Below are 25,604 nucleotides of genomic sequence, written 5' to 3' on the forward strand. Positions count from 1 at the left end.
CTCGTGAGCTACCAGGCCAGAGTCGGAGGAAGGAACTCGGCGAAGAGATCGTCGTAGTAAGGCTTCAACTCGGCGAGATTGGGCTTGGTGTGTCCTTTGGAGTAGAGGTCGTACTGGTTGAACTTCAGCACCCACTCCAGCATCGAGCGGTCTTTCTCCGTGCAGAGATGGTCGTATGCGCCGTGCTTGTGCCACGGATAAAACGAGTGGAAGCGAAGCATGTAAAGCGACTCGTCGCGCAGGTAGGGCTTCATCACCTCGGCGATATAACCATCGTGGCCGAAGGACATATGAACATTTTCTAGACCGCAGTTCGGCTCATAGATACCGTACTTGGTCTGGTACTCGGCGATATGGCGGTCTGGGTTCTTGGCGAAGTATTCGTGGAAGACAATGTCCTTCGACCAGGCGCAGCCTACGGGGAAGGTGTCGCCAACAACGCCCCACTGTGGCTCGCCGTAGAGGCAGAGACACTTGCCGAGGTCGTGGATGAAGCCGGTGAGGATCATCCAGCGCGGGCACTCATCGCGGCGCATGGCTTCGGAGGTCTGGAGCAGGTGCTCGATCTGGGTCAGGTCGGTGTCCGGGTCGCTGTCATCTACGAGCGTATTGAGAAAATCGGCCGCCTCCCAGATGGTCTTCTGGCCCTTCGAGAGCGAAAAGTACTCCGCCTCTTTGCCCAGAACATATTCGACTGTCATGTTCTCGTGGTTCTGGCGATAGAACTCGGCCACGCCAGGAGTAGCCGTCGCGTCGTAGACACGGAACTCCTCTTCGCTCTTGCCCTCTTTGTAACGGCCTTCAAGAAAGTCGTCCCACTCGTCAAGGTCCTGCAACGGCTGATTGGGAAGAACGGTGGCTACGCTCATAAGGGGATCTCCTTGAAAAGGTTCAAATCGTGGACTCGACTGAAACGAGTCAATAAAGTTACCGCTAACTTATATCAAAACCGATTGAGCCTTGTATACATTACCGCCGTTGAATATGACTTTAAATGAACTTGGACCTTTCTCTTGACAGTTCCGAGAGCTCCAATCTACCGTGATTTGCGTAATCGGTAACGCAAAGCGAAGATACATACAGTGTTCAGCGGCAGGGTAAGATTTTTCCTATGAGTGGATTGCAGACGATCAAAGCCATCCTGACGGATGTGCAGTTCTGGGTTCCGGCACTGGCGCTGGCCTTCGGCATCGCGCTGCTCGTATGGCTACGATAGAGACTTCCCTGCTTCGCAGAGAGACAGCGCCGTGCGGAAGGACTGGGAGAGTAGATGGCTGCAAGCGGTACAGCGGTGACGGGTCGTGCAGTAGCTTCAGTCAGGTCGCTGCACGTAATGGGCGTAATCTGCGGGCTTGCGGCGGGAGTCTGGCTGGGTGCGGCTGAGGCACCGACAAAGCTGGTGAACGCAGGGTTCTCGCCGTTTGCGATCTCGCTCTGCATGGTGGCCGGAGTGTTTACGGCACGTTGGACTTTTCCCACATTGCTGAAGGGAACGAGCTACGTCTTCGCGGATCTGACGGCAAAGAAGCACCTGATCGTCTGGGCGATTCTTGCCGGAGCCTTGTGGGCAGTCGCGAACACGTTGACCGTCTTCGCCATCCGCGATGTGGGCCTGGCAACGGCATTCCCCTTATGGAATACAAACTCGCTGATCGGCCTGCTGTGGGGGCGGCTCTTGTTTGGCGAGTTGAAGGGCGCGGGCACGAAGAACAGCCTCAAGGTTCTCGCTGGGACTACCTGCATCGTCATCGCCGCGATCATGCTCGGCTTCAGCACTATCCAGGGCGGAGCCTCCAATGCTCCTCACGCAGCGCGAGGTCTGATGGCCGCCGCTGGCGCCAGCCTGCTCTGGGGGACGATGTATGTGCCTTATCGCAAGGCCTACCTAAGCGGGATGAATCCCCTCTCCTTCGTGACGGCGTTCACCGTGGGGGAGTTGGGAACGATGTTCGCTCTCACCTGGGCGCTGGACGGAGGAGCTCACTCCTCGGCGTTCCAGTTGATTCACAGCAAACAACTGCTGTTCTGGCTGTTCCTTGGCGGATTCGTTTGGGTTGTCGGCGACCTCTTTCAACAGTTCGCGACGAAGTATCTGGGGATCGGGCGCGGAATTCCACTCTCGAACACGAACCAGCTATGGGGACTCGCATGGGGAGCGCTGGTATTCGGCGAACTCGCGTCTGCCAACTGGGCACACAGGATGCTGGTGCTGGGCGGCTCCTTCCTGATGATCGTGGGCGCGTTGGCGATCAGCACAGCGGTGGCGTCGGCGCGGGAGCATACGTCACGCAACGAGGTGCTTGAACGAGAGTGCGACCGCTATGGATTGATCTATCGCGAGGTGCTGCAGGCGCAGAGCGGCGATGAGTTCGGCAGCCGCAGCGAACGCCGCCGCTGGTGGGACTATGCGATCGTATTGGCAGCTACTGGGTTATTCGTATGGCTGGGCATCAACGCGGTCGTACCCCCACTGGCCATGAATCTGCACTGGGCAGCGGCGTTGACGGGCCTGCTGGCCATCGCGCTGGCGGGTGGTGGATGGTCACTTTGGCGGCAGACGCGCTTCAGCTAGAGGAGAGTGAATGGCAGTACGGCTGAAGGACATTGCCAAAGACCTTGGGGTCTCGACCGTAACCGTATCGAAGGTCCTGCGGGGCAACCCGGAGATCAGCGAACGAACCAGAGCACGCGTGCTGAAGCGCGTGCGCGAGCTGAACTACCAGCCCAACATGCAGGCGCGTGGGCTGGCGGGTGGCCGGTCGTTCACCGCCGGGCTGGTCGTGCCGGACCTGGTGCATCCCTTCTTCGGCGAGTTCGCTAAGTCGCTCGGTGGAGCGCTGAGGGCCAGCGGGCTTGGGCTGATGCTGGCCTCATCCGAGGAAGACCCTGAGATCGAAGTACAGGAGATCCGAACCCTGCTCAACCGCGGCGTGGATGTGCTGTTGGTGGCATCCTGCCAGACGCTTGAGAGCGAGTCGCTCTTCTTCGGAGATGGCGCACGGCCTCTGCTGCTGATTGACCGGAACTTCACCAAGATCGGGGCAAGCTTTGTGGGATCGGACGATGTGCAGGTAGGCGAGATGGGGACGCGTCACCTTATCTCTCTGGGCCGCAAGAACGTGGCCCACATCGGCGGCCAGGGGATGAGTCCGGCAGTGGACAGGCAGGCGGGTTATCGCAAGGCCATGGCGGCCGCAAAGATCAAGGTGCCGGCAAACTTCGTCGTAACGCGCGACCGGATTGAGGAGAGCGGCGACTCCGCCGGCTACTACGCCATGCAGGAGCTGCTGTCGCAGGGAGCGCGGCCCGACGCTGTCTTTTGCTACAACGATCTCTCTGCGCTGGGAGCGATGAAGGCTGCCATGCAGGCCGGCCTTCGAATTCCCGAAGACATTGCCTTTGTGGGCTGTGGCAACCTGCGCTATGCGGAGTATCTGAAGGTTCCGTTGACGTCAATCGACCATTCCACCGAACGCTTGGGAGTCGCGGCCGCAAATCTGGCTTCGCAACTCGCGGAGTCGCCCTTGACTCTTCCTCAGACGGTGCTGCTGGAGCCGAAGCTGATGGTGCGCCGGTCAAGCGTGGCGGAATAGACAGGCGAATCGGCACGCCGTTCGCTAGAATCAAAGACCAATCATGAATGTGCAGACACTGCAGAAGCCTATGAACACCCCGCGGCAGGTGCTCTTCGCCAGCCTGGTTGGAACAACGGTCGAGTTCTTCGACTTCTACATCTACGCGACGGCCGCCGTGCTTGTTTTCCCGAAGCTCTTCTTCCCCAAGTCCGACCCCGCGTCCTCGACGCTGGCTTCGCTGGCGACCTTCGGCATTGCGTTCATCGCGCGGCCTATCGGCTCGGCCCTCTTCGGCCACTTCGGCGATCGCATCGGACGCAAGAAGACCCTGGTGCTGGCCCTTTCGACCATGGGGCTTTCGACCTTCGCCATTGGCGTCCTGCCTTCGTATGCGGCGATCGGCATCATCGCTCCCTTGCTGCTGGCGCTCTGCCGGTTCGGGCAAGGCATCGGACTTGGCGGTGAATGGGGAGGAGCCGTGCTGCTGGCGGTCGAGAACGCTCCGCCGAACAAGCGCGCTCTCTATGGAATGTTTCCCCAGCTTGGCGCTCCGATCGGATTTCTGCTCTCGGGAGGAACATTCCTGCTGCTCTCACGATGGCTCACGGACGCCCAGTTCTTCAGCTTTGGCTGGCGGCTTCCCTTCCTAGCAAGCGCGGTGCTGGTACTACTCGGCCTCTATGTCCGGCTGACCATCACTGAGACGCCCGTCTTCGAGGCCTCTCAAAAGCGCGGCGAGAAGACCAGCGTACCCATGTTCTCCGTCTTCCGGCAGCATCTGCGCGAGCTCTGCGCTGGAGTCCTGGTCTGCCTAGCAACATTTGTACTTTTCTACCTGATGACCGTCTTCGCCCTCTCATGGGGAACGACGGCGCTGCACTACCCTCGCGGAACCTTCTTGCTGATCCAGTTGTTCGGAATTCTCTTCTTCGCGGCAACCATACCCGTTTCAGCTCTGCTCGCCGAGCGGGGACGCAAGCCGCTGATGATAGGCGTGACGGTGGGCATCGCACTCTTTGGCTTCGCGTTCGCGCCTATGTTCTCGGCGGGCATCGCTGGCGCAACCGCGATGATGGCGCTCGGCCTCGCACTGATGGGCATGACCTACGGCCCTCTCGGAACAATCGTCTCCGAGTTGTTCCCCACTCCGGTACGCTACACGGGAAGTTCACTGGCGTTCAGCCTTGCGGGCATCCTCGGAGCCTCGCTCGCTCCCTACGCAGCCACCTGGCTGGCGAAGACCTACGGTCTGCCTTACGTCGGGTACTACCTCACAACGTCCGCGCTCCTGACGCTTGTGGGGCTGCTGCTGATCCGCGAGACGAAGAACAGCGATCTCACGCTCTAGCCGAACACTTCGCCTCAACGCGCGGCAAGAGCATTCGATGTAGTTGGAATCACCATAAGGTCATGTGGGGAGAGTTCGCGCTCGTCGATGCGGTGCCGATAGATCGATTAGAGGTCACTAATCATGAGCGTATCGGTCGTCTCAAGAGTCTCCACACCGCACCCCTTGCCTGATCCACCCCCAGCCGTAAAGCCGGTCGTGGTGCGTGCCGCGCCTCCAGCGCCCGTCCCCGCGGACACGGTCACCATTAACTCGGCCGGCGAAGCGCAATCCCCGGTAAGCGCGGACACCGCCGGCGACGGCCGCTAGTCGCAGGATCCCACTCCCAGTCTCCCACTAAAGTCCGATGGTTTGAGGGCCCCGCGGCTCTTAGGCTTGGAGCAAAGGACTGTCATGCCGCCACCCCACGAAGACGAGGCCTTCCCTGCCATTGCGGAGAAGACGCGCCTGAAGATGGGTCCGACTTTGACCATCCTTGGACTGGCCCTCGCGATGCGAGTCCTGGTCATCTGGACTGTCGTCACCCGCTATCCTCCGCAGTGGCTCTTTACCCGCGGCATGGAGATGGGCCTGCTGGCGAAGTCGCTGCTTGCGGGCAAAGGCCTCAGTTCTCCCTTCGGCGGCGATACCGGCCCCACAGCAATCGTAGCGCCGGTCTATCCCTTACTGATAGCAGCCGTCTTCCGCGTCTTCGGCGCGTACTCGATGGCCTCGGCCATCGCGATCCTCATAGCCCAGACGATCGTGAACCTCATCACCATCTGGATGATCATGCATGTGTCGCGCCGACTCTTCAACCAGGCCACAGCGACAGTGGCCGGACTTGCGTGGGCCTGCTCTCTCCCGCTGGTCTGGATGCCGACGATTCTCTGGGAGACTTCACTCTCCTGCTGCCTTTTGGCTGGACTCTTCGCGATCGTGCTGAAGTATCGCGTTATGGCCGACATGGGTCCAGTGCAGTGGATCGCGATAGGTGGCTACTGTGGCCTCTGCGCGCTGGTGAATCCTGCCCTATTGCTTTCGCTTGCCGGCGCTGCCTTGTGGCTGGCATACGTCGCGCGAGGAAGACAGTCTTACTGGCCGCTGCTCTCACTGCTAACGTTCGTGCTGGTCTTCGCTCCCTGGCCGATCAGAAACGCTCGGGCCTTTCACGCGTTCGTTCCGCTTCGCACCACGGTGGGGCTTGAGCTGTGGATAGGCAACCGGGACGGAGCGACCGGCTTTCTTGATGAGTCCGTCTTCCCCATGTTCAACCGGACGGAGCTTGCAGATTATGTGACGCGCGGCGAAGTTGGATACTCCGCCCACAAGTCCGAGCTGGCGAAGCAATACATCGCCACGCATCCCTTGGAGTTCCTCGAACTTACGGCTCGCCGTTTCGTGCGCTTCTGGACCGGCACTGGCACGCAGAACGGATCCGCGCTCTTCGCGCTGCACGCAACGTCGACGACGCTCCTCGGTGTGATCGCTCTTGCGCTCCTCCTGCGACGCCGCCGCTACGATCTTGTCGCGTTGTTTGCGATCCCGATGCTGCTCTTTCCAATTCCTTACCTCATCACGCATGCCGAGTTTCGCTATCGCCTCGTAATCGATCCGATCATGACGGTTCTAGGCGCTTACGCGGTGGTAGAACTTGCCAAACTTACCGTTAGCGCGAGTAAGGCAACTTCCTCCGAACCTCGATTGGCACCCGCCAAGACGCCAATCCTGAGGTCGATCTAGTGAAGTTCGAGGCACCCGCTCCAAACGTGGTGCCGCTCGGGCACAGAGAAAACGAGGGGCGCGTCCACTATCTACCAATCCTCGGCTCGGCGCTCGTTCTGCGTAGCCTCTTCGCGTTATCGGTGGCCAGGGGAGATCCGCGAGTGTGGTTCTTCAACCAGGCCTCCGAGTACGGTTGCCTCGCGCAGTCCCTGCTGAGCGGGCACGGATATGCATCGCCATTCTGCGGGTCCACAGGGCCAAGCGCCTTCCTGGCACCGGGATATCCCCTGCTGGTGGCGGCGGCCTTCCGTTTGTTCGGAGCCTACAGCATGCAGGCTGCTGCCGCATTGATCAGCTTGCAAGTGCTCGTCGGCATTTTGATCGTGCTGACAGTGATGTTGCTGGCGAAGCGTCTGCTGGGCACCACCGCCGCCAACCTCGCCGGAGTGCTGTGCGCGATCAGCCCGCCCGCGGTATGCCTGCCGATACTCTTCTGGGAGACATCACTCTCCATGCTGCTACTGACAGGAATCATCCTGTTGGCGCTGCGGTGCGCGAATAGGCCGAGCAACTGGCGCTGGCTCGGCTTCGGTGCGTACTGCGCCGTGGCAATGTTCGTGAATCCGTCGCTCCTGCTGACCTTCGCAGCCGTATTCATATGGATGATCTGGCAGACCGGAATCTCACGGCTTCGAGGTCCAGCACTGGCGTTACTGACCTGGTGCATGATCTTCTCCATCTGGCCCATTCGAAACGCATATCGTCTCCATGCGTTCGTCCCGCTGCGCACGAACCTGGGCTACGAGCTTTGGCAAGGGAACCGGCCGGGATCTGATGGCACGTTTACGGTCGCGCTCCATCCCAACAAGAACAACAACGAGTTTGTGCATTACGCACATCTAGGCGAAGCAGCCTACATGCAAGAGAAGTCCGAGCTTGCGATTGAGGCGATCAAGGCCGACAAATCACGCTTCGTTCGACTGTCCTTGGAGCGCTTCAGAAAGTTCTGGATCAACAGCGCAGATTCGAAATCGTCCTCGCTGCTGGCGATGAACATCCTGTTCACCTCGCTGATGAGCGCCGTCGGGTTGGGGCTGCTCTTCCTGCGCAGGAACCCAGTTGCGTGGCTACTTGCTATCCCCTTCGCGATCCTGCCGGCACCGTACTATCTCACCCACGCCGACTTCCGCTTCAGGCTGTTGCTTGACCCACTGGCGATCCTGCTGACGGCCTATGTCTTCAAGGAGCTCAGCGGTCGTGTCCGATCGCACCTGAGAGCAAAAGCCCGCGGCAGCGTGGTAGCGACACAGCTTCCCGCAAGGACTTAACAGCGATCCTGAGGGGATCAAGGGATATTCAATAAATAGGTTGGAATGCAGCTATCGCAAGGGCGCGGATCAGTTCGGCGCGTCGGAGACAGCAAGCTCATCTCCAAGCTCGATGCCAGCGCGAAGAATCTCACCCGAAGCCAGTTCGAGGACGCTGCTAATTTTTATGCTGACGGATGTGACGCGATAGGGCACGAGAGAGTGCCATAGCTTGACGACGCGCTTGTTGCGGTCGAGGCCGACGACATCAATGGGAAACTTCATCCCCATCGTGTGAACACCGGAGGAAGGCGCGATCCACAACCCTCCCCCGGCACCCAGACCACTTCGGCCAAGAAGGCCCCACATCCTGGTTAGCGAGGTATCGGCAAGCTCTATGTTTTCACCCACTGTCGTATTGCGGGTCCGGTTCACCACACGTATCGATCGCATGAATCGGAGCTCCTCAACAAAACACTAGACGGCCTTCTGCTTTCTGCGGAAAACGATGACTGCCAGAACAACTGCAGCGAAAACACTGGCAACAACGCGAATGAGTGTAGGTGTATCCATGGTTAGGGCCTCCTTTCCATAATCTGGTACGAAAACTGTGCGGGACGACTCACCGCGAACTAGTGTCCCATCGCTTTGAACCCGGACATGATGCTCAGAATTGCGGGTGCGAGAAGGACGATGAAGACGCACGGGAAGATGCAAAGTACAAGTGGGAAGATGATTTTGATCTTCGTCTTTGCGGCTGCCTCTTCTGCGTGCTGCCTCCTTTTCATGCGAATCTCTTCGGAAAACTGTGACAGCGCTTTTAAAATCGGCGTTCCAAACTTGTCGGTCTGGACGAGCATGCTGACGAAAGCCTTGAACTCCTCGATCTGCGTGCGTTCTGCGACTCCCTGCCATGCCTCAAGCCTGGGCTTGCCGGCCCGTTGCTCGAGGTTCACCTGGTTCAGCTCTTCGTTGATCTCCGGATGACTTACCGAAAGCTCCGAGCTTACCCGGATCAGCGCCTGGTCGAGCCCAAGTCCAGCGTCCACGCAGATCACGAGAAGATCGAGGCAGTCCGGAATACTGCGCCGGATAACATGCCTCCGCTTCGCCGTCTTCTTTGTAAGCCAAAAGTCCGGTGCCATGTATCCCACGACTGCCAGAGCGAATACCCAGAAAGCGGTATTGTCGGAGATAAAACTTCCTGCGAAGCATCCGAGCAGCGGGCACGCGAGCTGAACAGCGAAGAAGATGTCCAGCGTGCTCTTATCGCGCAGGCCGGCCTCGAGCAGGCGCTTCTTCAGCTTTACGTTCTCTGCCAGTCCAAGCCTTGCACGAAGATCTCGACCCGCCTTGAGGATGCCGTCGGTGATGACCTCTTTGCCGCGGATGGTGCGACGGTCCGCGCGATTGCTGGTGACGACTTCGAGAATGCGTTGCGCCTCCGGAGACGGACGCAGCACCACCGGTGCCGACAGCAGAGCGATCGCGAGGAAGATCGTAAATGTGATCGCGAGATATAAGACAACTTCCATCTAGAGACTTCCTCCTTTACGATCTCTTTCTGCCAGGCACCTGAACCTCACGCTAGACCTCGATCCCGTTGACGATGGCGCGAATGAGCAGCCCGCCAATAATTAGCAACACAATGCCGACATATAGCAGATCGCGGCCGAAAGGATCGTGAAAGAGAACGTCCGAGTAGCCGGGATTGACCATATTGATCAGGACGAGCATCACGACCGGGAGCGCGCAGAGGATCCATCCCGTCATGCGGCCCTGCGCTGTGTGGGTACGTATCTCTCCCTGGATGCGGAGACGTTCGCGGATCACCTTGACCGTGCGATCGAGGATCTCGGCGAGGTTTCCGCCTGTGTCCTTCTGCACCAGGATGGCGGTGGCCAGCACGCGCATGTCCTGCGAAGGAATGCGTTCGAGCAGCTCCATCAGCGCGTCGCGAATCGGAAGCCCGAAATTCTGCTTGCGGAACACTTCTGCGAACTCCGGCCCGACGGGAGCGACGGCGTGTTCCGCGACGATGCTGATCGCGGCGATCATGGAGTGACCCGCACGAAGAGAGCGGGCGATCATATCGATGGCGTCGGGAAGATGTTGATTGAACGCGGCGATCTTCCGCTTCCGCTTGAACTCCAGAACCAGGAACGGAGAGTACGCTGCCACTCCGGCGGCAAGCAGAGCGACGACCAGCATGGGGATGAAGAGGTAAGTGAAGAAGCATGCAGCCACGGCGAGGCCAAAGCTGGTGACGACCAGGGTTCCGAAGTTGCTCTTGCTGTCCGATTGCAGGATGAGAAGCCGGAGACGCTCCGTGAAGGAAAAGTTCTCAAACATGTCCTCCAGCCAGCCGAAGCTGCCCTCGGCAAGCGGCTTGAGGAGGCCCTCGCCGCCGGACGAGACCGAGCCGTCATAAGAGGTACGCCGAATCGAGGCGAGCCGGTTGGTGAATGCCTTCTGTTCCGCTGTTGGAGCAGCGAAGACCGCCATGATCACGAAGATCATGATGAGCATGAACAGAAAGGCTGAGAGAAGAAGCATAGGACGATTCGCTTTCAGATATCGACAGAGTGGTCAAGAAGCCCGGCGGGCAGCGGCATACCGGCGGCGATCAGCTTTTCCGCAAACTTTGGAACAACTCCGGTGGCGAAGAACCTTCCTTTCACCTTGTTCTCTTTCGTCAGACCCTTCTTCTCGAAGAGGAAGATGTCCTGCATGCTGACAACATCGCTGAAGGCACCCGTCAGTTCGGTGATGTGCGTGATGCGGCGGCTGCCGTCGCTCTGACGGGCGACCTGGACGATGACGTGTACGGCGGCGGCGATCTGCGCACGCACAGCCTTCTCCGCGAGGCGAACCTCGCTCATCATGGCCATAGTCTCGAGACGGGCCAGGGCATCGCGCGGCGTGTTGGAGTGGATGGTCGTGATCGAGCCATCGTGGCCGGTGTTCATGGCCTGCAGCATATCGAGCGTCTCTTCGCCGCGGACTTCGCCGAGGACGATGCGGTCGGGACGCATACGGAGCGCGTTGATGACCAGCTCACGCTGACGAATCGCGCCCTTGCCTTCGACGTTCGGCGGCCGCGTCTCGAGCCGGACGACGTGCTCCTGCTTCATCTGCAGTTCGGCCGAGTCTTCGATGGTGACGATGCGCTCGTGCGGGGAGATGAACCCGGAGAGAACGTTGAGCAGCGTCGTCTTACCGGAGCCCGTACCTCCGGAGATGATGATGTTCAGCCTTGCTTTGACCGCTCCCTTAAGCGTCTCGAGCATCTGTGGCGTGAGCATCTGGTTGCGGACAAGATCTTCCGCCTGCAGTGGCGTGCTTCCGAAGCGGCGGATAGAGAGGATCGGTCCATCGACAGCCAGTGGCGGAATGATGACGTTGACGCGGGAGCCATCCTTGAGACGGGCGTCGCACATCGGCGAAGACTCATCCACGCGGCGGCCGACAGCGGATACGACCTTGTCGATAATGTGAAGGAGATGACGGTTGTCTTTGAAAGTGACGTTTGTCTTTTCCAGAACGCCGCGCCGTTCAATGTAGACACTGTTATACGTGTTGACGAGAATATCGCTGATGGTCGGATCGTTGAGCAAAGGCTCAAGCGGTCCCAGGCCAAAGACCTCATCCAGAACTTCCTGCGCGAGCCGGTCACGTTCGACCGCGCTCAGCGGAACTCCCTGCTCTCCAAGGATCTGCTGAATCAGGACAAAGATCTGCTGCTGGCCGGCGCGTGTCTGCTGGATCTCATCGAGACGCTCCAGGTCGAGCCGTTGGATGAGAACGGTATGAACAGCCGACTTCAATTGCTGCTGAACGTTCTCAGGAACGCCGCGCGAGCCGCGCATGGGGCCGGCTTGAGCGCGCTGTCCTTGTCCGGGAAGTACTGCCAGATCTGCCATTTGTTAGAGTCCTTAGCCTTATGAGCTGGGTTGCTTGGTGAGAAAGCCGAAGAAGGACTTGCTCTTTTGCTCGGCGGGAGCGGCAGCAACTGTCGACCCGGTCAACGAGGCGACCCAGTTGATAAGCTGAAGCGAGAATTCAGACTTCCGGTTCGGTGCGATCGGTTCCCCAAGGTTCACCGAGCGGACGAGTTCGGTATAGCTGTTGGGAAGCTTGATGGCAATCGGAAGCCGGATCGCCTTTTCAATCTGTTCGACCCGAACGGCGTAACGCGAGGAGAAGCGGTTGATCACGACATGCATCTTCTCGGTCGTGCTGTCCATGCGGCCGAGATTATCCACGTAGCGCGAGAGATCGCGGATCGCTCCAATCTCCGGCGTCGCCACGAGGTAGATCTCATCGGACGACTCGAGCACCGCGAGGTCGGCCTCCTGCAACGTGTTGGAGCAGTCCACCACGATGTACTCGTACTCCGTGCGGAGGAACTCAATGAGCCGCGTAACCGACTCCGAGTCCAGCATGCGGCTGCCACCGCAGACATCGGGAGAAGACAAGACTTCCAGTCCGCTCGGATGGCGAGCCGTGAATCCATGCAGCAACTCGCTATCGAGACGGGTGACGTTTCGGACGAGCTCGTGGAAGTTGTACTGCGTACCGTCGACGCCCAGGTAGACGCAGATGTGACCGAGCTCGGGACGGTTGTCGATCAGCAGCGTCTTCTTCTGATGGCACTGGACCAGATAGAGCGCCAGGTGGACCGCAAGGGTAGTCGTTCCTACACCGCCTTTGGCGCCAAAGAACGAGAGCACCTTTCCAGACGTAAGCGGACGGAGCGGCGTCGACTTGCGCTGGTGGGTAAGCCGCTCGAAGAGGTCGATCGCATCGTCTTCAGAGAAGGACCTGGCAAGGAATTCGGTGCATCCGTTGCGCATGGCAAGGAGCATCGTCTCCGTGTCCTGGTCTTTGGAGAGGGCGACAACCGTGATCTTGCCACCGAAGACCTGCTGTAGGTAGAGGGTCGATTCGATCGCGCGCTCGGCGTCCTGGTCGTAGTCGACGATGGCGATGCAGATCTCGGACAGCTTCAGCTGCTGGCTGATGTTCGGCCGGCGCTCGTCAGAGACATAGGACTCGAAGTCAGCGGTGGTCAACGACCAGGAGATCTTGTCCGCTGCGTCGAGGAGCGTCTGGATGACCTGTTCGCCCGCACCGACGGTCACGATCGTTGCGGTGAGTATACCGGTGCTGAGCCTGTTACTGGTCACGTTGCGAATCCCCTGTTGAAGTACGTTCTTCTTGCGATTTGAATCTGTTACCTGTTCCCCGCCGGCGCGTCCGCGCTCTTCGGCAGCGTGTGATCAAACTTGTCGGGAGCCAGGAATGGAATGACTGGCTTGGGCTCCGGCGGAAGAGGATCGGCGCCCTTGAGCGGGTTGACGACCTCCGGTGTAACGATCACGATCAGCTCCCCGACCGAGTGGGTGACACTCTTTGACCGGAAGAGCTGGCCCAGCACGGGCACGTTCCCGATGCCTGGCGTAAGGCTGTACAGGTCGGTCGTACGCCGATCGAGCAGGCCTGAGATGGCGAAGCTTTGCCCGCTGTTCAGCGTGACCTGGGTGTCGGCCCTCCGCGTGGAGATGGCCGGGATGGTATAGCCGCTGATAGTGACCGCGTTGGTGTAGTCGAGCGCGCTCACTTCAGGAGCGACCTTAAGTTCGATCGTGCCGTCGGCGTTCACAACGGGCGTGAACTCCAGCTTGACTCCGTAGGAACGAAACTGGATGGTGATGGTTGTCGCTCCAGTGGAGCTTCCCTGGACGACCGGAAAGGGAAACTCGCCGCCCGCGAGGAAGTTGGCCTTCTCTCCGCTAAGGGTCGTGATGCTTGGCTCCGCGAGGATCTGGAGCACCTGCTTGCTCTCAAGATCCTGCAGGGTCGCACCGACGTTCAGTTTGGTGCTGAAGAGCAGAAAGTTAAGTGCATTGGCAACAGTGAGCGTCGTAACGTTGGTCGTTCCGCTTGGCGGTGTGACGGTCGGATTCGACTGAAACTGTTGTGTCGTGGTGTTCGAGATCAGGCTTCCGCCCTGGCTGAAGAAGTTGAAGGCGAACTGGTTTGCCTTGGAACGATCTACTTCAACGACGCGGACCTTCAACGTGACCTGCTTGACCAGAGCGCGATTGACGACGATCCCGTTCGACACGTCCTTGGAGTACATGCTTGCGAGCTTGACGGCGGCCTCGGCCTTGGCGTCTGTGCTCACCGTCCCGGTGAGGACGACATGCGATTCACGGCTGTGCACATGAACATCTTCGAGCGGAAGCGCGCGATTGAGCGATGTGGCAAGGTCCTCCACGTCGACGTCGGAGGAGAAGAGATAGGCACGTGAGTTTCCCATCTCATCCCAGAGGACGACGGAGCCAATACCAGGAGCCTTGGCCGTCACGACAATCTGGTGAGGGCTGGCGGTATACGAATCGACCACTGCGGGGTTCGCGACATAGACGCGCTTTACCCGTTCCGCGGTGTCGAGAAACATGGTGTGACCGACGATGACGTGAAGGGCGTCGCCGGAGGTGGACCGTTCCGAGAAGGCGGCGATCGAAGACGGAGTTGTCGCGGAGGCAAGTTCGGTGGGCTTGGCGGGAGCCTGGGCGCGAGACTGTCCGGCCGCAGAACAGAACGCGACAACCATCGCGAGGAGAATCGCCAGCGACTTCAGAATCTGTTGACATGAGCGGGATGAGAGCAGGGTGAGGTTCATTTGAACGTCTCCGTGCTTTGCTTACCATTCGAGACCGTTTCGACGACGTATGCCGAGTTCGCCGGAGCGCTCGAGCGAGCTGAAACTCGCGGAGCCGAGCTCACAGGAGCGACCGGACGCGGCGCGGCGCTTCCATCCAGCTCGGAGAGTTGCATCGAAGACCCTTTGATCTGTTCGCGATCAAGGCCATTGCGAAGAACGAAGTGGACGATACCCTGCGAGCTGGCCAGGACGACCCGCTCGGCGTCAGTCGGCTTGACGAGAAGAGTCACAACATTAACCGAGTTCGCCTTGCCTTCCGGGTCTGGCTGGAACTTCTGTCCTGCCGCGAGGATCTCTACATCCTGCAATATGGTTGTCGTGACTGGATCACTGCTGGCGGCGGTGTGATACGTAACGAGAACGTCGACGTGGGTTCCGGGCAGCAAGAAGCCGGCGACTCCGACGACATCATCCGATCGGAGCGAGATGGCACGCATTCCGTCGGGAATCTTGACCGTGAGTCCGAGACCGGTGCCCGGAGCAGACAACTGGCGCTCCAGGATAGGCTGACCCGCAGAGAGCGGATAGAGAACGACGCGACCTTCAACTTCTTCAGGCTTGGCGAAGGCTCCTGTGAGCGGCGTGGCCTCGGGCCAGTCGATGAGGTTGAGGCTGCCCGGCTTGAGCATCTCGCCCGCCTCAAGGTTGAGCGCGGCGGCGACATACTGGTGCCGGAGAGCGGCATTTCCGCGAGGCTTGGAGAACTTCTGACTTAGCCAGTAGGTGAAGATGCCGGAGATCGCGAGGGCGATCGCAAGCGCGGTAATGAGGCGTTTGGTGTTCATGGTTTAGCGCTGCACTCCCTGCAGATAGAGCGTCAAGGCACAGCCTGCCGTGATGGCCAATGCATAAGGAAGGCGCAACGTAGATGCATTGAGAACGTTGATCTCGGGATGCGGCGTGAGACCCGCGCTACGGTGATGGGTTACCAGCTCGGCCACGTTGAGAATGGTCTGTTTGACCCTTCCGCAGGCGAGTGCCAGCGCGGCTGCCATGACTCCACCCGCGATCGCGGTGAAGGCGAGCAGGCCGACGATGTAATGGAGACCACAGATACACCCGACCGCCGTGATCAGCTTGACGTCCCCCGCGCCCATTCCCCCGGCCAGGTAAAAGACCAGGAAGACCAGGCCGCAGATCAGACCTGCTGCGGCGGAGATGGCCATCTGACGCCAGCCGCCCAGCGAGAGATGGAGCAGCAGCCCAAACAGAATCGAAGGTCCCGTCAGCAGGTTGGGTACCCGGCGGCTCTTCACATCGAAGAATGAGCCGACGATGGCGCAGACCGAAGCCGCCGCCGGGTACACGAGTTCGCTGTCGATCCGAATCATTGGAGTTGTCTTCCCGTCAGAGAGGTGGCTGTAACCGTTGAGGTATGCCAGGATGTTTTCCCCGGCAGCCGAGTTCGCTCCCACGGGTTGGGTGGGAGCACATCGCGAAGGGGAGGCACCCGAGAGCTTCGGGCACGCCTCCCTCAACACGCCAGATTTCTAGACATTGCTGGTGAGGGTGGTGCCGATGGTGCCGAACGCGGTGCCGATGGCGGTTGAGAGGGTCTTCATGGAAGCAACGGCGCCGAGACCAACCAGGGCCGCAACGAGAGCATATTCGATCAGGTCCTGGCCGGACTCGTCGTTGACCAGGTTCTTGAGCAGGTTCTTGAGGTTCTTCATGTTTGTATCTCCTGTTTTTCCAGTCGTCGTTAAGCGGCTTCTGGCTTGGATTGAGGATAGGAACGTTCCGTTGGGCCTACAATCACGCGAATGTGTTACCTAAGAAACCGTCCGTCCGCAATCCAATTCAAAAGAGACCCAGAGACATATATCTCCAGGCTCTACTGCTCTATCGGCAAGATTTATAAGGAATTGAATAGCAAAATAAAATCTTCTCGCCCCGTCGAAAGTCGAGCCGCACGATGCCTTTTTGCTTCGATTACTCGAGCGTTTTCAACGAGAAAAGCATTCCTTTGAGTCGCTTTACGGACCGTTGAAGTCTAGACATTTCACTTACAGCCGGCTCTGAACTTGTCATGCGATCAAAGCATCCTTGCCAGGAGGGCTGGTCAGCCGGTTCTCGCATCTGACTTTGCCTGTTGCCCCGTACCAGCGCTGGAAGTAACGTTACGAGCCTATTCTTGTCGCCAATCCTAGGCGGCAGCCAACCGGAGTGGACGGAAGTTGTAGAGATTCTGAATGCGGACCTTGGGCGCGTTGCATCGGACCTCACCGGCTTCGGAGCGGCTTCAAACGCGTTTCGAGGACGCGGTTACGACTTTGCTCACCGTGTAGCCGGGACGCGCTCCACCCGCGCGTATCGGTCGCAATGACCTTCCAACTCCGCGAGAGTTTGCAGAAGAGGATAAGATAGCGAAAGATTCATTTGACCTCTGCGTCGTCATGATCGATCTGTAGTCGGCCATGCTAGATCCGAGCGATCGCAGCGGTACACAGTAGCGAGGAAACTTGTCCGAGACCGTTCAACCAGTGTCGTCAGCTCCGCAGGAGAGCGTCGAGCAGCGCGTGCTCCGGGTCATTGCCGTCACCCGTAGAGTTCCCGTGGAGACGATCCACGCCACCAGCACCTTCGAAGAACTGGGAATCGACTCCCTCGACCGAATCAACATCCTCTTCGAACTTGAAGGCGAGTTCGAGATCGAGATCGATGACGAGCAGGCGAAGCAGGTGACGACCCTCCAGCAGATGATTGACGGCATCACGCTGCTGCTGGCGGCGAAAGCAGCGAAGGTAGCGAACGCCTGATCCGAGGCGACACCAACAAAGGTGCCAAGCCACGAGCGAGCGGATGCTACTCCTGTTTGACGCTAAACTGTTGGAGCTATGAAGCTCCCTTCCAGGCTCGCCTTCGCAAAGCGAAGATCGCACAATCTGCTGCCATGCCTCCTGCTCCTGCTGGCTTTGGCAGGATGCGGGAGCGGAGTGAACATGGCTGACGAGTTCCCGGCATCCATCAACGACGAGACCGTGTTCCTTGGGGACTCCATTACCTACTTCTGGAGCTTGCCGAAGCATAACGCAGGTATTCCTGGACAGAACACCGCTCAAATCGAGGCAAGATTCCAGACAGCCGTCGTCCAAAGTGGTCTGCCCCAGGTCATCCTCCTCACAGGCGCCAATGACGTCCGAGTGGCGAGCCCCGATTACTCAGGAATCATGGCGAACATTCAAAAGATGGTCGCGCAAGGAAGGTCTGCAGGCATCAGGGTCATTCTTTGCGAACTCACTCCCATCACATGCTGCGACACGCAGGTCCAGACACTGAATGCCATGATCAAGGATTACGCCGCAACTCAAAACCTCATTCTGGTCGACTATTACACTCCAATGGCGGGAAAAGACTCCCTTTACCTGAAAGACGGTCTCCACCCAAATGACCTGGGGTACGCGATCATGGAAGACACCCTTACAAAGTCCCTTCAGCCGGCCAGCTAGGGATCACGGGACACAATCTGATTGCATTCCTGAACTTACCGCTTGCCGCTTCCGTATTTGAACTCTGGAAGCCTCAAGGAGAAGACTCCGATGGTCACGCTGACCGTACTGACACTCATCTATTTTCTACCAACACTCGTCGCCACACATCGCGGCCACACCGCCGGAGGAATTCTGATCTTGAATCTCTTCTTCGGGTGGACTGGAATCGGCTGGCTTGCCATGATGCTGTGGGCGCTGCTTTCACCCCCGCCGTACTACGTCCTGATGCCGCCGGTGTATCTGCCATATGGAGGTTGGAGAAGGTACTAACAGCTAATCGCTGGTGTGCTTGATCCAGGCGACCGAGCGCGCAATTCCCTCTTCAAGCGAGATGGCGGGCGAGAAATCGAAGTCCCGCCGCGCCTTATCGATTGGGAACTCCTGGTCGACGCCGAGCAGCTTGATAGCATGCCGGGTGAGCAGGGGTCTGCCGGGCAGCTTCAGGGCCCGATGGAGGCCTTCGAAGAACTTTGCCAGCGAGACGGCGTTATCTTCGCTGAGATCGATCCACGGCTCGGGATAGCCGAGACCAGCCGCGAAGAGCCTCAGATAGTCCGTCCAGGTCGCGTTCGTGGCATCGGCAATGTTGTAGGCCTGGCCGACAGTTGCCGGCAGAAGGGACGCGGCTATCATGGCGCTGGCAACATTCTGGACGTAGGTGAATCCGCCACGCGCCTGGCCGCCGCCAATGGTCGCCATGATGCGATAACGCAGAAGACTCGCGATCTCGCGTGTGAAGTCGGCTCCCCTGGGACCGTAGATCGTCGCTGGCCTCAGGATCGTAATCGGAAGCCCGTGGATCGCCTGGGCGTTTCTCACCGCCATCTCGCCGAGGCGCTTGGTCTGGTTGTACGGCAGCCCAGCGTCCGAGGTCGGGCTCGTCTCATCGCACGGAATCGCGGGATACCCATAGACATCCGTGGTGCTGACGTGGACGAAGCGCTGCAGGCTGGGAGCGTCGAGAGCCGCGGTCAGGAGGTTCTCCGTCCCAGTCACATTGGCGCCGTAAAACCTCTCCCATGTCGCCCAGTCCGTGGAGCAGGCAGCGCAATGAAAGATTCGGGTAACCGGCTCGACGGCGCGGCGAAGGCTCGCGAGATCGGCCAGATCGCCAATAATGGGACGCACTGGAAGATGCGAGAGGTGCGTCGTGCTGGAGGAGGAACGCACCAGGACGAAGACCTCTTCGCCCTGGTCGATCAGCATCTCCGCAAGATGCCCGCCAAGGAATCCGCTTGCGCCTGTCACAAGAGCGGGCATGGGATCTAGTTGTTGGGTGAGAGCTTTTGAAACACGTCGAGCACATGCCCGAGCTGGTCCTGCGTGTGTGCGGCCGTGACGCAGAGGCGCAGCCGTGCCGCGCCCTGGGCCACCGCCGGAAACATCACCGGAGCGGCGATGATCCCGTGATCACGAAGTTTGCGCGCAAAAAGCCCGGTGGTGATCTCGTCTTTGAGGATGACAGGAATGACCGCCGTCTCGGACAGGCCCGTATCGTATCCGAGAGCATTCAGGCCATCGCGAAGGTAGTCAGCGTTGTGCTTAATGCGGGCCACACGCTGTGGCTCTTCCTTGAGGACAGCGAGGCCTTCGATGATCGCGGCGACCGCCGAAGCAGCCATGGCTGCCGAGAAGATATAAGGCGACGAAGCGTGCTGGAGAAAGATCGCTAGTTCGCGGGAAACGGCGATGAATCCACCGACCGAAGGGATGGACTTGGCCAGCGAGCCGGTCCACATGTCGACTTCATCGGTATTGATGCCGAAGTGCTCGTCGGTGCCGCGGCCGGTAGCTCCAAGAACGCCGGAGGAGTGGGCCTCATCGATCAGCAGGTAGCAGCCGTACTCCTTCTTGATGGCGATCAGGTCGGCCAGGCAGCAGATATCGCCATCCATGGAGAAGACACCATCGGAGACGATGACGGTGCGGTTTGCCGGGGGGCCATTCTTGATCTCGTGAATCAAGCTCTCACCGTCGTTATGACGGAAGCGCTGAACATGCACGCCGGCCATCCGGCAGGCATCGAGCAGGCTGCGATGGCACAGGGCATCGATAATAATGCGGTCAGAGGGTCCAAAAAGGCCGGTAATCAGGCCGAGATTCGCCATGTAGCCGGAGCTGAAGGTAAGAGCAGCCTCAGTGCCCTTGAAGTCCGCAAGGGCCTGCTCCATCTCTACATGAATATCCAGGGTTCCGGTGAGCAGGCGGGCACCGCTGGTGCTGGTGCCGTAGTTCTTGATCGCGTCCATGGCGGCGCGGTCGATGCGCGGGTGGCCGATGAGTCCCAGGTAGTCGTAGGACGACATCATGAGCATCTCGTGGCCGTCAGCCTGCACGCAGGGGCCAGCTTTAGCCTCGAGTGGCATGTGGTACGGGTAGGCGTCGGCGTTGCATGCCATGGCCGTCGTCTCGAAGATCCGGCGCGCACGGGTGTCGAGAAGATCGCTCTTCTTGAAGTTCCACTGTTTCCCCGGCGAAAAGTAGCCGCCAAACATCTGGCCAGAGGAAGACGGAAAAGCCTTCGAAGCGGTCTCAGCTTCGACGATAGTTTCGTATGAATTTGGCATGAACTTCTTTACATGGTAGACGAAAGCGGGCGGCATTGGAAGGAAAAGGGGCTGAATTCACTTCGGATGTGGCGAACTCAAAAGCGCATATGCCACAAAGCAAGAACGGCTCCGGAGTTCCGGAACCGTTCTTGGTACAACGATCTGAGTTGTTTAGAAGAAGAGTTTGGCCGTCAACTGAACTTGACGGGGGCCAAACAGAAGGCTGCTGGTGCTGGTTGTCGCCGCAAAAGGTGTAGCACTCGCCGCGAGCGGAACGATGCATCCGTTGTTGCCGGTTGCCGGACAAACCCCGCCGTTGTACGCAGTACCGGGGGTGACAAAGGTGAAGAGGCTGGTTGAAACGCCCAGGATGTTTTTGTGGTTCGCGACGTTGAAGGCCTCCGCGAAGAGCTGCAGCTTGATACCTTCGTGGATGGTGAAGTCGCGGGAGATCCGGGCGTCCACGTTATGGATGCCAGGGCCGGTGAAGTGATTACGGCCCGCCACCTGGTCAGGCACGCGACCTGGAGTACCGGAGTTGAAGAGCGAAAGCTCTGCCCCGGTAATTCCGCCGTCCCCGATCTTCGAAACGGGTGCGCTGGCCAGCACGCCGGTAAGCGGTTGGCCGGTCTGCGCCGTGACGCTACCCGAAACCGTGAATCCATTGAGCGCATAACGAACGCCCTTGTTTTCAACGAAGCGATTGACGGTGGGCGCAGCGACGACCGAAGCTACAAATCGTCCGCGCTCGTCGAGATCGGAACGTGCATACTCCGCGCTGCGACCGGAACGCTTGCCACGAGCAAAAGGATCAATCGGGGTATCGGTGCCGTTGAAGGTACCGTTCACTCCAGAGACCTGACCGCCATCCATAGCGCGAGCCCAGGTGTAGTTAGCCAGAACTTCGACACCGTTGCTGAAGGGCTTGCGAACGGTCGAAACGAAGGAGTGATAGTTGCTGTTCACGTCCGAGAAGCCAGTCAGAATCGAACCCGTATTGTTTGAAAGACGGGCCGTATAGAAAGGCAGAGAGATCAACTGGGGAGTGCCGCCTTTAGGCAGAAACTGGTACTGGTTGGTCACTGCGGAAGCCGGATCGACGTTGGTGTCAACGAAGACCGGAAGGCGCAGCCCACGGTTGCCTACATAAGAGACGGTGAATGAGGTGTGGAAGGGAAGTTCCTGCTCGACGGCGATATCGAACGACATCGACTCGGGGTTCTTGAAGTTCGGATCGAGACCGCGAGCGGAGATGGTGCCGAGCGCGAGACCGGTGTTCACAGCCGGATTCGCCGCTCCAGTTACCTGATTGACCGGAGCCGGTCCCGGAGGCGTGAACTCAGGTACTCCACCCTGCGGAGCGTTAGCCGCATAAGCGCCAGATTGCTGAAAGCTCTGGTTGGGCTGTCCCGTCGGAGCGCTCGTCGCTGCGACGTATGGCTTGTTGGGATTGGTCAGCGCGTTCACGTTGAACTGCTGCTGATAGACGCCATTCTCGCGGCGCTGCGTGTAGTAGGCCGAGTTCGAGTTGAGGCCGTAGAAGATGCCGTATCCGCCACGGACGACGGTCTTGTCATACGGCGACCAGGAGAAGCCGACACGCGGCTGGATCATGCCTTTGTAGTTGTTGATTGTGCTCGTGTACAGAGTCGCCACGGCCGACGAGGTGTTGGGCTTATCAGGCTGAGGCACGATCTGCACGTCGTAACGAATTCCGGCGCTCAGAAGCAGATTCGGACGGATCTTGTAGCTGTCTTCCACGAAGCCGTCGATGTCCGGGTTCCAGAAGTCATCGGCACCCACCTTCGTAATCGGGTCGTTGACCTGCGTGAACGAGTTGTAGTGACGGCCTCCATTGACCTGGTAGACGTCCTGGATCCAGTTTGCGAAGTTGAACTCAGAGGTGCCGGTCGCGTAAGTGAAGCTACCGTCGCCCTGGAAGAGGTTCTGAATTTGTTCGTGAATGAAGTTGAGATCACCGCCGGCCTTGATGGCATGGCGACCCAGAGCGATCGAGTAGATATCGGTGAACTGGATGCGATGTTCATCGGGGAAAGCTCCACGGGGAAGAGCGCTGGTCTCGCCGTAAGCCGCAATGCCGGTGAGGCTGATGGCTGGACCTCCGGAGTTGGTGCTGTCCGTCTCAAGATCGCGCGCCCACTGGAAGTGGACTACGTTAGCCGACCGCGCCGTGAGCACGGTCTCCGCGTTCGCGACGAAGAATCGCGAATGGAAGTCTGCGGTACCGTTCTGGGTGATGCCACCGTTCGATACATTGGTCGCGGTGTTGTAGCCGTTCGGCTGGTGGAAGTTCTCCCAAAGGAAGCTGGTCGAAAGATGGGTCTTTTCGTTCAACTGGTAGTCGATGCGAGGAAAGAAGACATCCTGCTTAACGTTGCGGCCGTAGGTGCCGAGCTGCTTGGTCTGTAGGAATGTGACTGCAGCGGAACACTGCTCGGCTGAGATATTCGGAATGGTCGAGGGATAGATGGACGTTCCGCGAGTGATGTATCCCGACGCACGCTGATCGCAGAGACCCGCGAGATCGTTGATGCTCTGCCCTGCCGCCGTGTTGTAGGTGCTGGTATAGGTGATCGGCGTGACCTTGCGGTAGCCATCGTACGTGAAATGGTAGAAGAGCTTGTCCTGGATGATAGGACCGCCGATGGAGCCGCCGAACTGATGCTGCACCTTGACCGGCTTGGTCTTGGTGTAGGGATCGATGGCGTTGTAGCCGGGCGTACGGTAGTACTCATAGGCATCGCCGTGCATCTTGTTGCCACCGGACTTCGTGATGGCGTTGATGACACCGCCAGCCGCCTGTCCAAACTCAGCCGAATAGCCTGCATTCTCCGACGAAAACTCCTTGATGGAGTCGATCGGATAGACATACGGTGCGCCGATGGAGCGACCGCGAGCCTCCGAGAAGAAGGCCTGGTTGTTATTCGCACCGTCGACGATGTTCGAGTTGTAGATGCCCGAGATGCCCCGGAAGCTGATCAATCCAGTATTACCGTCCGGAACGACGTTGGGGCTGCCGAGGACGAAGTTATCAAAGCGGCGACCGTTCACGGGCAGGTTCGATACGAGTGTCTCCGAGATCACCTGGGCAGCGGCTACCTTGTCGGTATCGAGCAGCGGGGCTTCCGTCGACACGGTCACATCGGTAGAGACGCTTGCATTGGGCAATGTCGCATCGACGGTGGCGTTCGTACCCACGATGACGCTGACGTTCTTCTGATCCACCTTGCCGAAGCTACCGCCGCCGAGGATGACCTCATACACTCCAGGCTGAAGGAAGGTGGCGCTGTAGTAGCCCTCTCCGTTGGTGGTGACAGTGCGGGACGCTCCCGTCGCAGTGTTGGTCACGACAACGGTCGCGTTAGGAATTACCGCTCCCGCCGAGTCGCGAACGACTCCGGAGATGTTGCCGAGGGCGGCGTTCTGAGCAGTTCCAGGCATAACCAGCGCACAGAGGAGCAGCGCGGTTGAAGCGAGGGCGAGAAGCCGTTTCGATTCGATGATGAATTTCATAGGTATTGAGGCGCTCCTGAAGCAGGCCACCGATAACAGATGGGCGGTGGGTGAAGGGAGTGAGACTTCCGCAAAAAAGTGCGAGTATCGATGCCGTGGCCCTTTCTTATCCGGAGCACGGTTCGATACTGTAAGCGGCTGAAAGTAGTTTGTAGCTTTAAGCGTCTAGCAGGATCATGGGCAAGTCAAGCCAATATTCATTGACGTCTTGCCTATTCAAATGTGATAAGCGCAAAAAAACCTCGCTTCTTTCTGCAGTCTGCTTGAAGTTCTCGACAGAGGAAGAGTCAATCCACCGGTGTATAAACAGGGAAACGAGGAGCTTGTTGACTTGAGTCATGCATCCCCTTTTCCGGACAATGCCGGTGCGAACTCCGTACTGCAAGACGATGTGCTGCGGGGCCAGTGGTTCGTGGTCGCGCAAAGCGGCGACGTGCCTCTTGGACAAGCGGTCGCACGAAGGCTGCTCGGCGGAGACGTCGTCTTATGGCGCGATGGCGGCAGGATCCATGCCTGGCAGGACCTCTGCATTCATCGAGGAGCCAAGCTCTCCCTTGGGAAAGTGCGCGATGGCTGCATGGTCTGCCCTTACCATGCCTGGGTCTACGACGGCGACGGCAAGTGTATTCATATTCCCGCGCAGCCTGACCGAACTCCTCCGCTGCGCGCGCGAGCCAATGTCTTTCATGTGCGCGAGCGTTACGGCCTGATCTGGGTCTGCATTGCCCAGCCCTCTGGCGACGTACCCGCGTTCCCGCTCGCCGAAGATACGAGCTGCAGAATGTTTCTCTGTGGCCCATACAGCTTCGAAGCGAAGGGACCAAGACTGATCGAGAACTTCCTCGACGTAGGGCATCTGGCCATCGTTCATGCCGGATTGCTCGGCGACGCCGAGCACGAAGCGATCCCGGAGTATGAAGTGGAGGAAGGCTTGGCCCACGGCGTTGGCCCGGTGGCGAGGAACATCCGCATCCATCAGCCAGACCCCGATGGCACCGGGCGGGCAGCCGAGGTGACCTATGACTACCAGGTGCACGCTCCGCTCGTCGCAAGCTTCATCAAGTCCCAAGGTGATAACAAGCTCTTCATGGGCTACACCATCACCCCGACCGAAGAAGGCTTCAGCGAAGCCTGGGCCGTCTTCGCCATGAACTACGGATTCGAGATTCCCGAACAGGATCTGCGGGCGTTTCAGCAAACCGTCGTCATGCAGGATAAAGCTGTGGTGGAGTCGCAACGCCCTGAACTGCTGCCGCTTGATCTGCAGGAAGAGCTTCATCTGCGTTCGGATCGCATGGCGATCGCCTATCGCAAGTGGCTTAGGGCGACAGGCCTGAAGTATGGAGTGGCGTAGCTTTCTCGC

25 protein-coding genes are annotated in these 25,604 nt (G+C 59.0%); 12 read left to right on the plus strand and 13 right to left on the minus strand.

The features are described 5' to 3' along the window. Positions 1-8: 8 nt before the first annotated feature. Positions 9-869 (minus strand): inositol oxygenase, encoded by an 861-nt coding sequence (locus OHL18_RS00065; protein ID WP_263372793.1) that lies wholly within the window; start codon positions 867-869, stop codon positions 9-11. A gap of 242 nt (positions 870-1,111) precedes the next feature. Here OHL18_RS00065 and OHL18_RS00070 point away from each other — a divergent pair, with 242 nt between their 5' ends. The 7 genes from OHL18_RS00070 to OHL18_RS00100 all read left to right on the plus strand — a co-directional run bounded on the left by OHL18_RS00070 (position 1,112) and on the right by OHL18_RS00100 (position 7,955). Further along, entirely contained in the window at positions 1,112-1,216 is a 105-nt protein-coding gene (locus OHL18_RS00070; protein WP_263372794.1) for a translocated intimin receptor Tir, read from the plus strand. A gap of 54 nt (positions 1,217-1,270) precedes the next feature. Beyond that, a complete protein-coding gene (locus tag OHL18_RS00075) occupies positions 1,271-2,572 on the plus strand; it encodes a GRP family sugar transporter (RefSeq protein WP_263372795.1) in 1,302 nt (433 codons plus the stop codon). A gap of 10 nt (positions 2,573-2,582) precedes the next feature. Next, positions 2,583-3,593: a LacI family DNA-binding transcriptional regulator gene (locus OHL18_RS00080; protein WP_263372796.1), complete on the plus strand. Its 1,011-nt coding sequence runs from the start codon at positions 2,583-2,585 to the stop codon at positions 3,591-3,593. Between the two features lie 43 nt (positions 3,594-3,636). Then, the gene (locus OHL18_RS00085) at positions 3,637-4,923 is read left to right on the plus strand and encodes an MFS transporter (RefSeq protein WP_263372797.1); all 1,287 of its coding nucleotides are present in this window, start codon (positions 3,637-3,639) and stop codon (positions 4,921-4,923) included. A 123-nt stretch (positions 4,924-5,046) separates the two neighbouring features. After that, positions 5,047-5,232 (plus strand): hypothetical protein, encoded by a 186-nt coding sequence (locus OHL18_RS00090; protein WP_263372798.1) that lies wholly within the window; start codon positions 5,047-5,049, stop codon positions 5,230-5,232. A gap of 84 nt (positions 5,233-5,316) precedes the next feature. After that, complete coding sequence (locus tag OHL18_RS00095) at positions 5,317-6,645, plus strand: ArnT family glycosyltransferase (protein ID WP_263372799.1); 1,329 nt, start codon at positions 5,317-5,319, stop codon at positions 6,643-6,645. Further along, on the plus strand, positions 6,645-7,955 hold the full coding sequence (locus tag OHL18_RS00100; RefSeq protein WP_263372800.1) for an ArnT family glycosyltransferase: 1,311 nt from the start codon (positions 6,645-6,647) through the stop codon (positions 7,953-7,955). Before OHL18_RS00095 ends, OHL18_RS00100 begins: the two co-directional genes overlap by 1 nt. A 69-nt stretch (positions 7,956-8,024) precedes the next feature. Here the strand turns inward: OHL18_RS00100 and OHL18_RS00105 are convergent, their stop codons facing one another. The 9 genes from OHL18_RS00105 to OHL18_RS00145 all read right to left on the minus strand — a co-directional run bounded on the left by OHL18_RS00105 (position 8,025) and on the right by OHL18_RS00145 (position 16,340). Next, on the minus strand, positions 8,025-8,387 hold the full coding sequence (locus OHL18_RS00105; protein WP_263372801.1) for a DUF192 domain-containing protein: 363 nt from the start codon (positions 8,385-8,387) through the stop codon (positions 8,025-8,027). 179 nt (positions 8,388-8,566) lie between these two features. Next, entirely contained in the window at positions 8,567-9,469 is a 903-nt protein-coding gene (locus tag OHL18_RS00110; RefSeq protein WP_263372802.1) for a type II secretion system F family protein, read from the minus strand. A 52-nt stretch (positions 9,470-9,521) separates the two neighbouring features. Further along, positions 9,522-10,490: a type II secretion system F family protein gene (locus OHL18_RS00115; RefSeq protein WP_263372803.1), complete on the minus strand. Its 969-nt coding sequence runs from the start codon at positions 10,488-10,490 to the stop codon at positions 9,522-9,524. Positions 10,491-10,504: 14 nt separating this feature from the next. After that, on the minus strand, positions 10,505-11,857 hold the full coding sequence (locus OHL18_RS00120; RefSeq protein WP_263372804.1) for a CpaF family protein: 1,353 nt from the start codon (positions 11,855-11,857) through the stop codon (positions 10,505-10,507). A gap of 18 nt (positions 11,858-11,875) precedes the next feature. Further along, positions 11,876-13,123, minus strand: a complete 1,248-nt coding sequence (locus OHL18_RS00125) for an AAA family ATPase (protein ID WP_263372805.1) — start codon at positions 13,121-13,123, stop codon at positions 11,876-11,878. A 47-nt stretch (positions 13,124-13,170) separates the two neighbouring features. After that, entirely contained in the window at positions 13,171-14,625 is a 1,455-nt protein-coding gene (locus OHL18_RS00130; RefSeq protein WP_263372806.1) for a type II and III secretion system protein family protein, read from the minus strand. Then, a complete protein-coding gene (gene cpaB / locus OHL18_RS00135; protein ID WP_263372807.1) occupies positions 14,622-15,452 on the minus strand; it encodes a Flp pilus assembly protein CpaB in 831 nt (276 codons plus the stop codon). Before cpaB ends, OHL18_RS00130 begins: the two co-directional genes overlap by 4 nt. A gap of 3 nt (positions 15,453-15,455) precedes the next feature. Then, on the minus strand, positions 15,456-15,998 hold the full coding sequence (locus tag OHL18_RS00140) for an A24 family peptidase (RefSeq protein WP_263372808.1): 543 nt from the start codon (positions 15,996-15,998) through the stop codon (positions 15,456-15,458). 159 nt (positions 15,999-16,157) lie between these two features. Next, positions 16,158-16,340 carry a Flp family type IVb pilin gene (locus tag OHL18_RS00145; RefSeq protein WP_263372809.1) on the minus strand — a complete coding sequence of 61 codons (183 nt, stop codon included), beginning with the start codon at positions 16,338-16,340 and terminating at the stop codon, positions 16,158-16,160. 461 nt (positions 16,341-16,801) lie between these two features. On the opposite strand from OHL18_RS00145, the gene OHL18_RS00150 reads away from it, so the two are divergent. From OHL18_RS00150 to OHL18_RS00165, 4 genes are all read left to right on the plus strand, one after another. Then, positions 16,802-16,993, plus strand: a complete 192-nt coding sequence (locus OHL18_RS00150; RefSeq protein ID WP_263372810.1) for a hypothetical protein — start codon at positions 16,802-16,804, stop codon at positions 16,991-16,993. A gap of 136 nt (positions 16,994-17,129) precedes the next feature. Then, a complete protein-coding gene (locus OHL18_RS00155) occupies positions 17,130-17,426 on the plus strand; it encodes an acyl carrier protein (protein WP_263372811.1) in 297 nt (98 codons plus the stop codon). 183 nt (positions 17,427-17,609) lie between these two features. Further along, a complete protein-coding gene (locus tag OHL18_RS00160) occupies positions 17,610-18,116 on the plus strand; it encodes a GDSL-type esterase/lipase family protein (protein WP_263372812.1) in 507 nt (168 codons plus the stop codon). A 90-nt stretch (positions 18,117-18,206) separates the two neighbouring features. After that, complete coding sequence (locus tag OHL18_RS00165) at positions 18,207-18,428, plus strand: superinfection immunity protein (protein ID WP_263372813.1); 222 nt, start codon at positions 18,207-18,209, stop codon at positions 18,426-18,428. 3 nt (positions 18,429-18,431) lie between these two features. Here OHL18_RS00165 and OHL18_RS00170 read toward each other — a convergent pair whose 3' ends face one another. The 3 genes from OHL18_RS00170 to OHL18_RS00180 form a co-directional block, all read right to left on the minus strand. Further along, positions 18,432-19,418, minus strand: a complete 987-nt coding sequence (locus OHL18_RS00170) for an NAD-dependent epimerase/dehydratase family protein (RefSeq protein WP_263372814.1) — start codon at positions 19,416-19,418, stop codon at positions 18,432-18,434. A 5-nt stretch (positions 19,419-19,423) separates the two neighbouring features. Then, positions 19,424-20,725, minus strand: coding sequence for an aminotransferase class I/II-fold pyridoxal phosphate-dependent enzyme (locus OHL18_RS00175; protein ID WP_263372815.1), 1,302 nt, complete (start codon positions 20,723-20,725; stop codon positions 19,424-19,426). A 153-nt stretch (positions 20,726-20,878) separates the two neighbouring features. After that, complete coding sequence (locus OHL18_RS00180; RefSeq protein ID WP_263372816.1) at positions 20,879-24,241, minus strand: TonB-dependent receptor; 3,363 nt, start codon at positions 24,239-24,241, stop codon at positions 20,879-20,881. Between the two features lie 331 nt (positions 24,242-24,572). Here OHL18_RS00180 and OHL18_RS00185 point away from each other — a divergent pair, with 331 nt between their 5' ends. Beyond that, positions 24,573-25,595 (plus strand): aromatic ring-hydroxylating dioxygenase subunit alpha, encoded by a 1,023-nt coding sequence (locus OHL18_RS00185; protein WP_263372817.1) that lies wholly within the window; start codon positions 24,573-24,575, stop codon positions 25,593-25,595. Positions 25,596-25,604 lie beyond the last annotated feature (9 nt).

Source organism: Granulicella aggregans (assembly GCF_025685565.1).
In the GTDB taxonomy this organism is placed as follows: Bacteria; Acidobacteriota; Terriglobia; order Terriglobales; family Acidobacteriaceae; genus Edaphobacter; species Edaphobacter aggregans_B.

Bases quoted from the DNA above. Each gene is read 5' to 3' on its own strand.
- OHL18_RS00065 (WP_263372793.1), bottom strand. From the start codon at position 869: ATGAGCGTAGCCACCGTTCTTCCCAATCAGCCGTTGCAGGACCTTGAC.
- cpaB (WP_263372807.1), bottom strand. From the start codon at position 15,452: ATGAACACCAAACGCCTCATTACCGCGCTTGCGATCGCCCTCGCGATC.
- OHL18_RS00110 (WP_263372802.1), bottom strand. From the start codon at position 9,469: ATGGAAGTTGTCTTATATCTCGCGATCACATTTACGATCTTCCTCGCG.
- OHL18_RS00170 (WP_263372814.1), bottom strand. From the start codon at position 19,418: ATGCCCGCTCTTGTGACAGGCGCAAGCGGATTCCTTGGCGGGCATCTT.
- OHL18_RS00105 (WP_263372801.1), bottom strand. From the start codon at position 8,387: ATGCGATCGATACGTGTGGTGAACCGGACCCGCAATACGACAGTGGGT.
- OHL18_RS00130 (WP_263372806.1), bottom strand. From the start codon at position 14,625: ATGAACCTCACCCTGCTCTCATCCCGCTCATGTCAACAGATTCTGAAG.
- OHL18_RS00095 (WP_263372799.1), top strand. From the start codon at position 5,317: ATGCCGCCACCCCACGAAGACGAGGCCTTCCCTGCCATTGCGGAGAAG.
- OHL18_RS00175 (WP_263372815.1), bottom strand. From the start codon at position 20,725: ATGCCAAATTCATACGAAACTATCGTCGAAGCTGAGACCGCTTCGAAG.
- OHL18_RS00145 (WP_263372809.1), bottom strand. From the start codon at position 16,340: ATGAAGAACCTCAAGAACCTGCTCAAGAACCTGGTCAACGACGAGTCC.
- OHL18_RS00120 (WP_263372804.1), bottom strand. From the start codon at position 11,857: ATGGCAGATCTGGCAGTACTTCCCGGACAAGGACAGCGCGCTCAAGCC.
- OHL18_RS00140 (WP_263372808.1), bottom strand. From the start codon at position 15,998: ATGATTCGGATCGACAGCGAACTCGTGTACCCGGCGGCGGCTTCGGTC.
- OHL18_RS00085 (WP_263372797.1), top strand. From the start codon at position 3,637: ATGAATGTGCAGACACTGCAGAAGCCTATGAACACCCCGCGGCAGGTG.
- OHL18_RS00160 (WP_263372812.1), top strand. From the start codon at position 17,610: ATGGCTGACGAGTTCCCGGCATCCATCAACGACGAGACCGTGTTCCTT.
- OHL18_RS00165 (WP_263372813.1), top strand. From the start codon at position 18,207: ATGGTCACGCTGACCGTACTGACACTCATCTATTTTCTACCAACACTC.
- OHL18_RS00115 (WP_263372803.1), bottom strand. From the start codon at position 10,490: ATGCTTCTTCTCTCAGCCTTTCTGTTCATGCTCATCATGATCTTCGTG.
- OHL18_RS00080 (WP_263372796.1), top strand. From the start codon at position 2,583: ATGGCAGTACGGCTGAAGGACATTGCCAAAGACCTTGGGGTCTCGACC.
- OHL18_RS00090 (WP_263372798.1), top strand. From the start codon at position 5,047: ATGAGCGTATCGGTCGTCTCAAGAGTCTCCACACCGCACCCCTTGCCT.
- OHL18_RS00075 (WP_263372795.1), top strand. From the start codon at position 1,271: ATGGCTGCAAGCGGTACAGCGGTGACGGGTCGTGCAGTAGCTTCAGTC.
- OHL18_RS00070 (WP_263372794.1), top strand. From the start codon at position 1,112: ATGAGTGGATTGCAGACGATCAAAGCCATCCTGACGGATGTGCAGTTC.
- OHL18_RS00180 (WP_263372816.1), bottom strand. From the start codon at position 24,241: ATGAAATTCATCATCGAATCGAAACGGCTTCTCGCCCTCGCTTCAACC.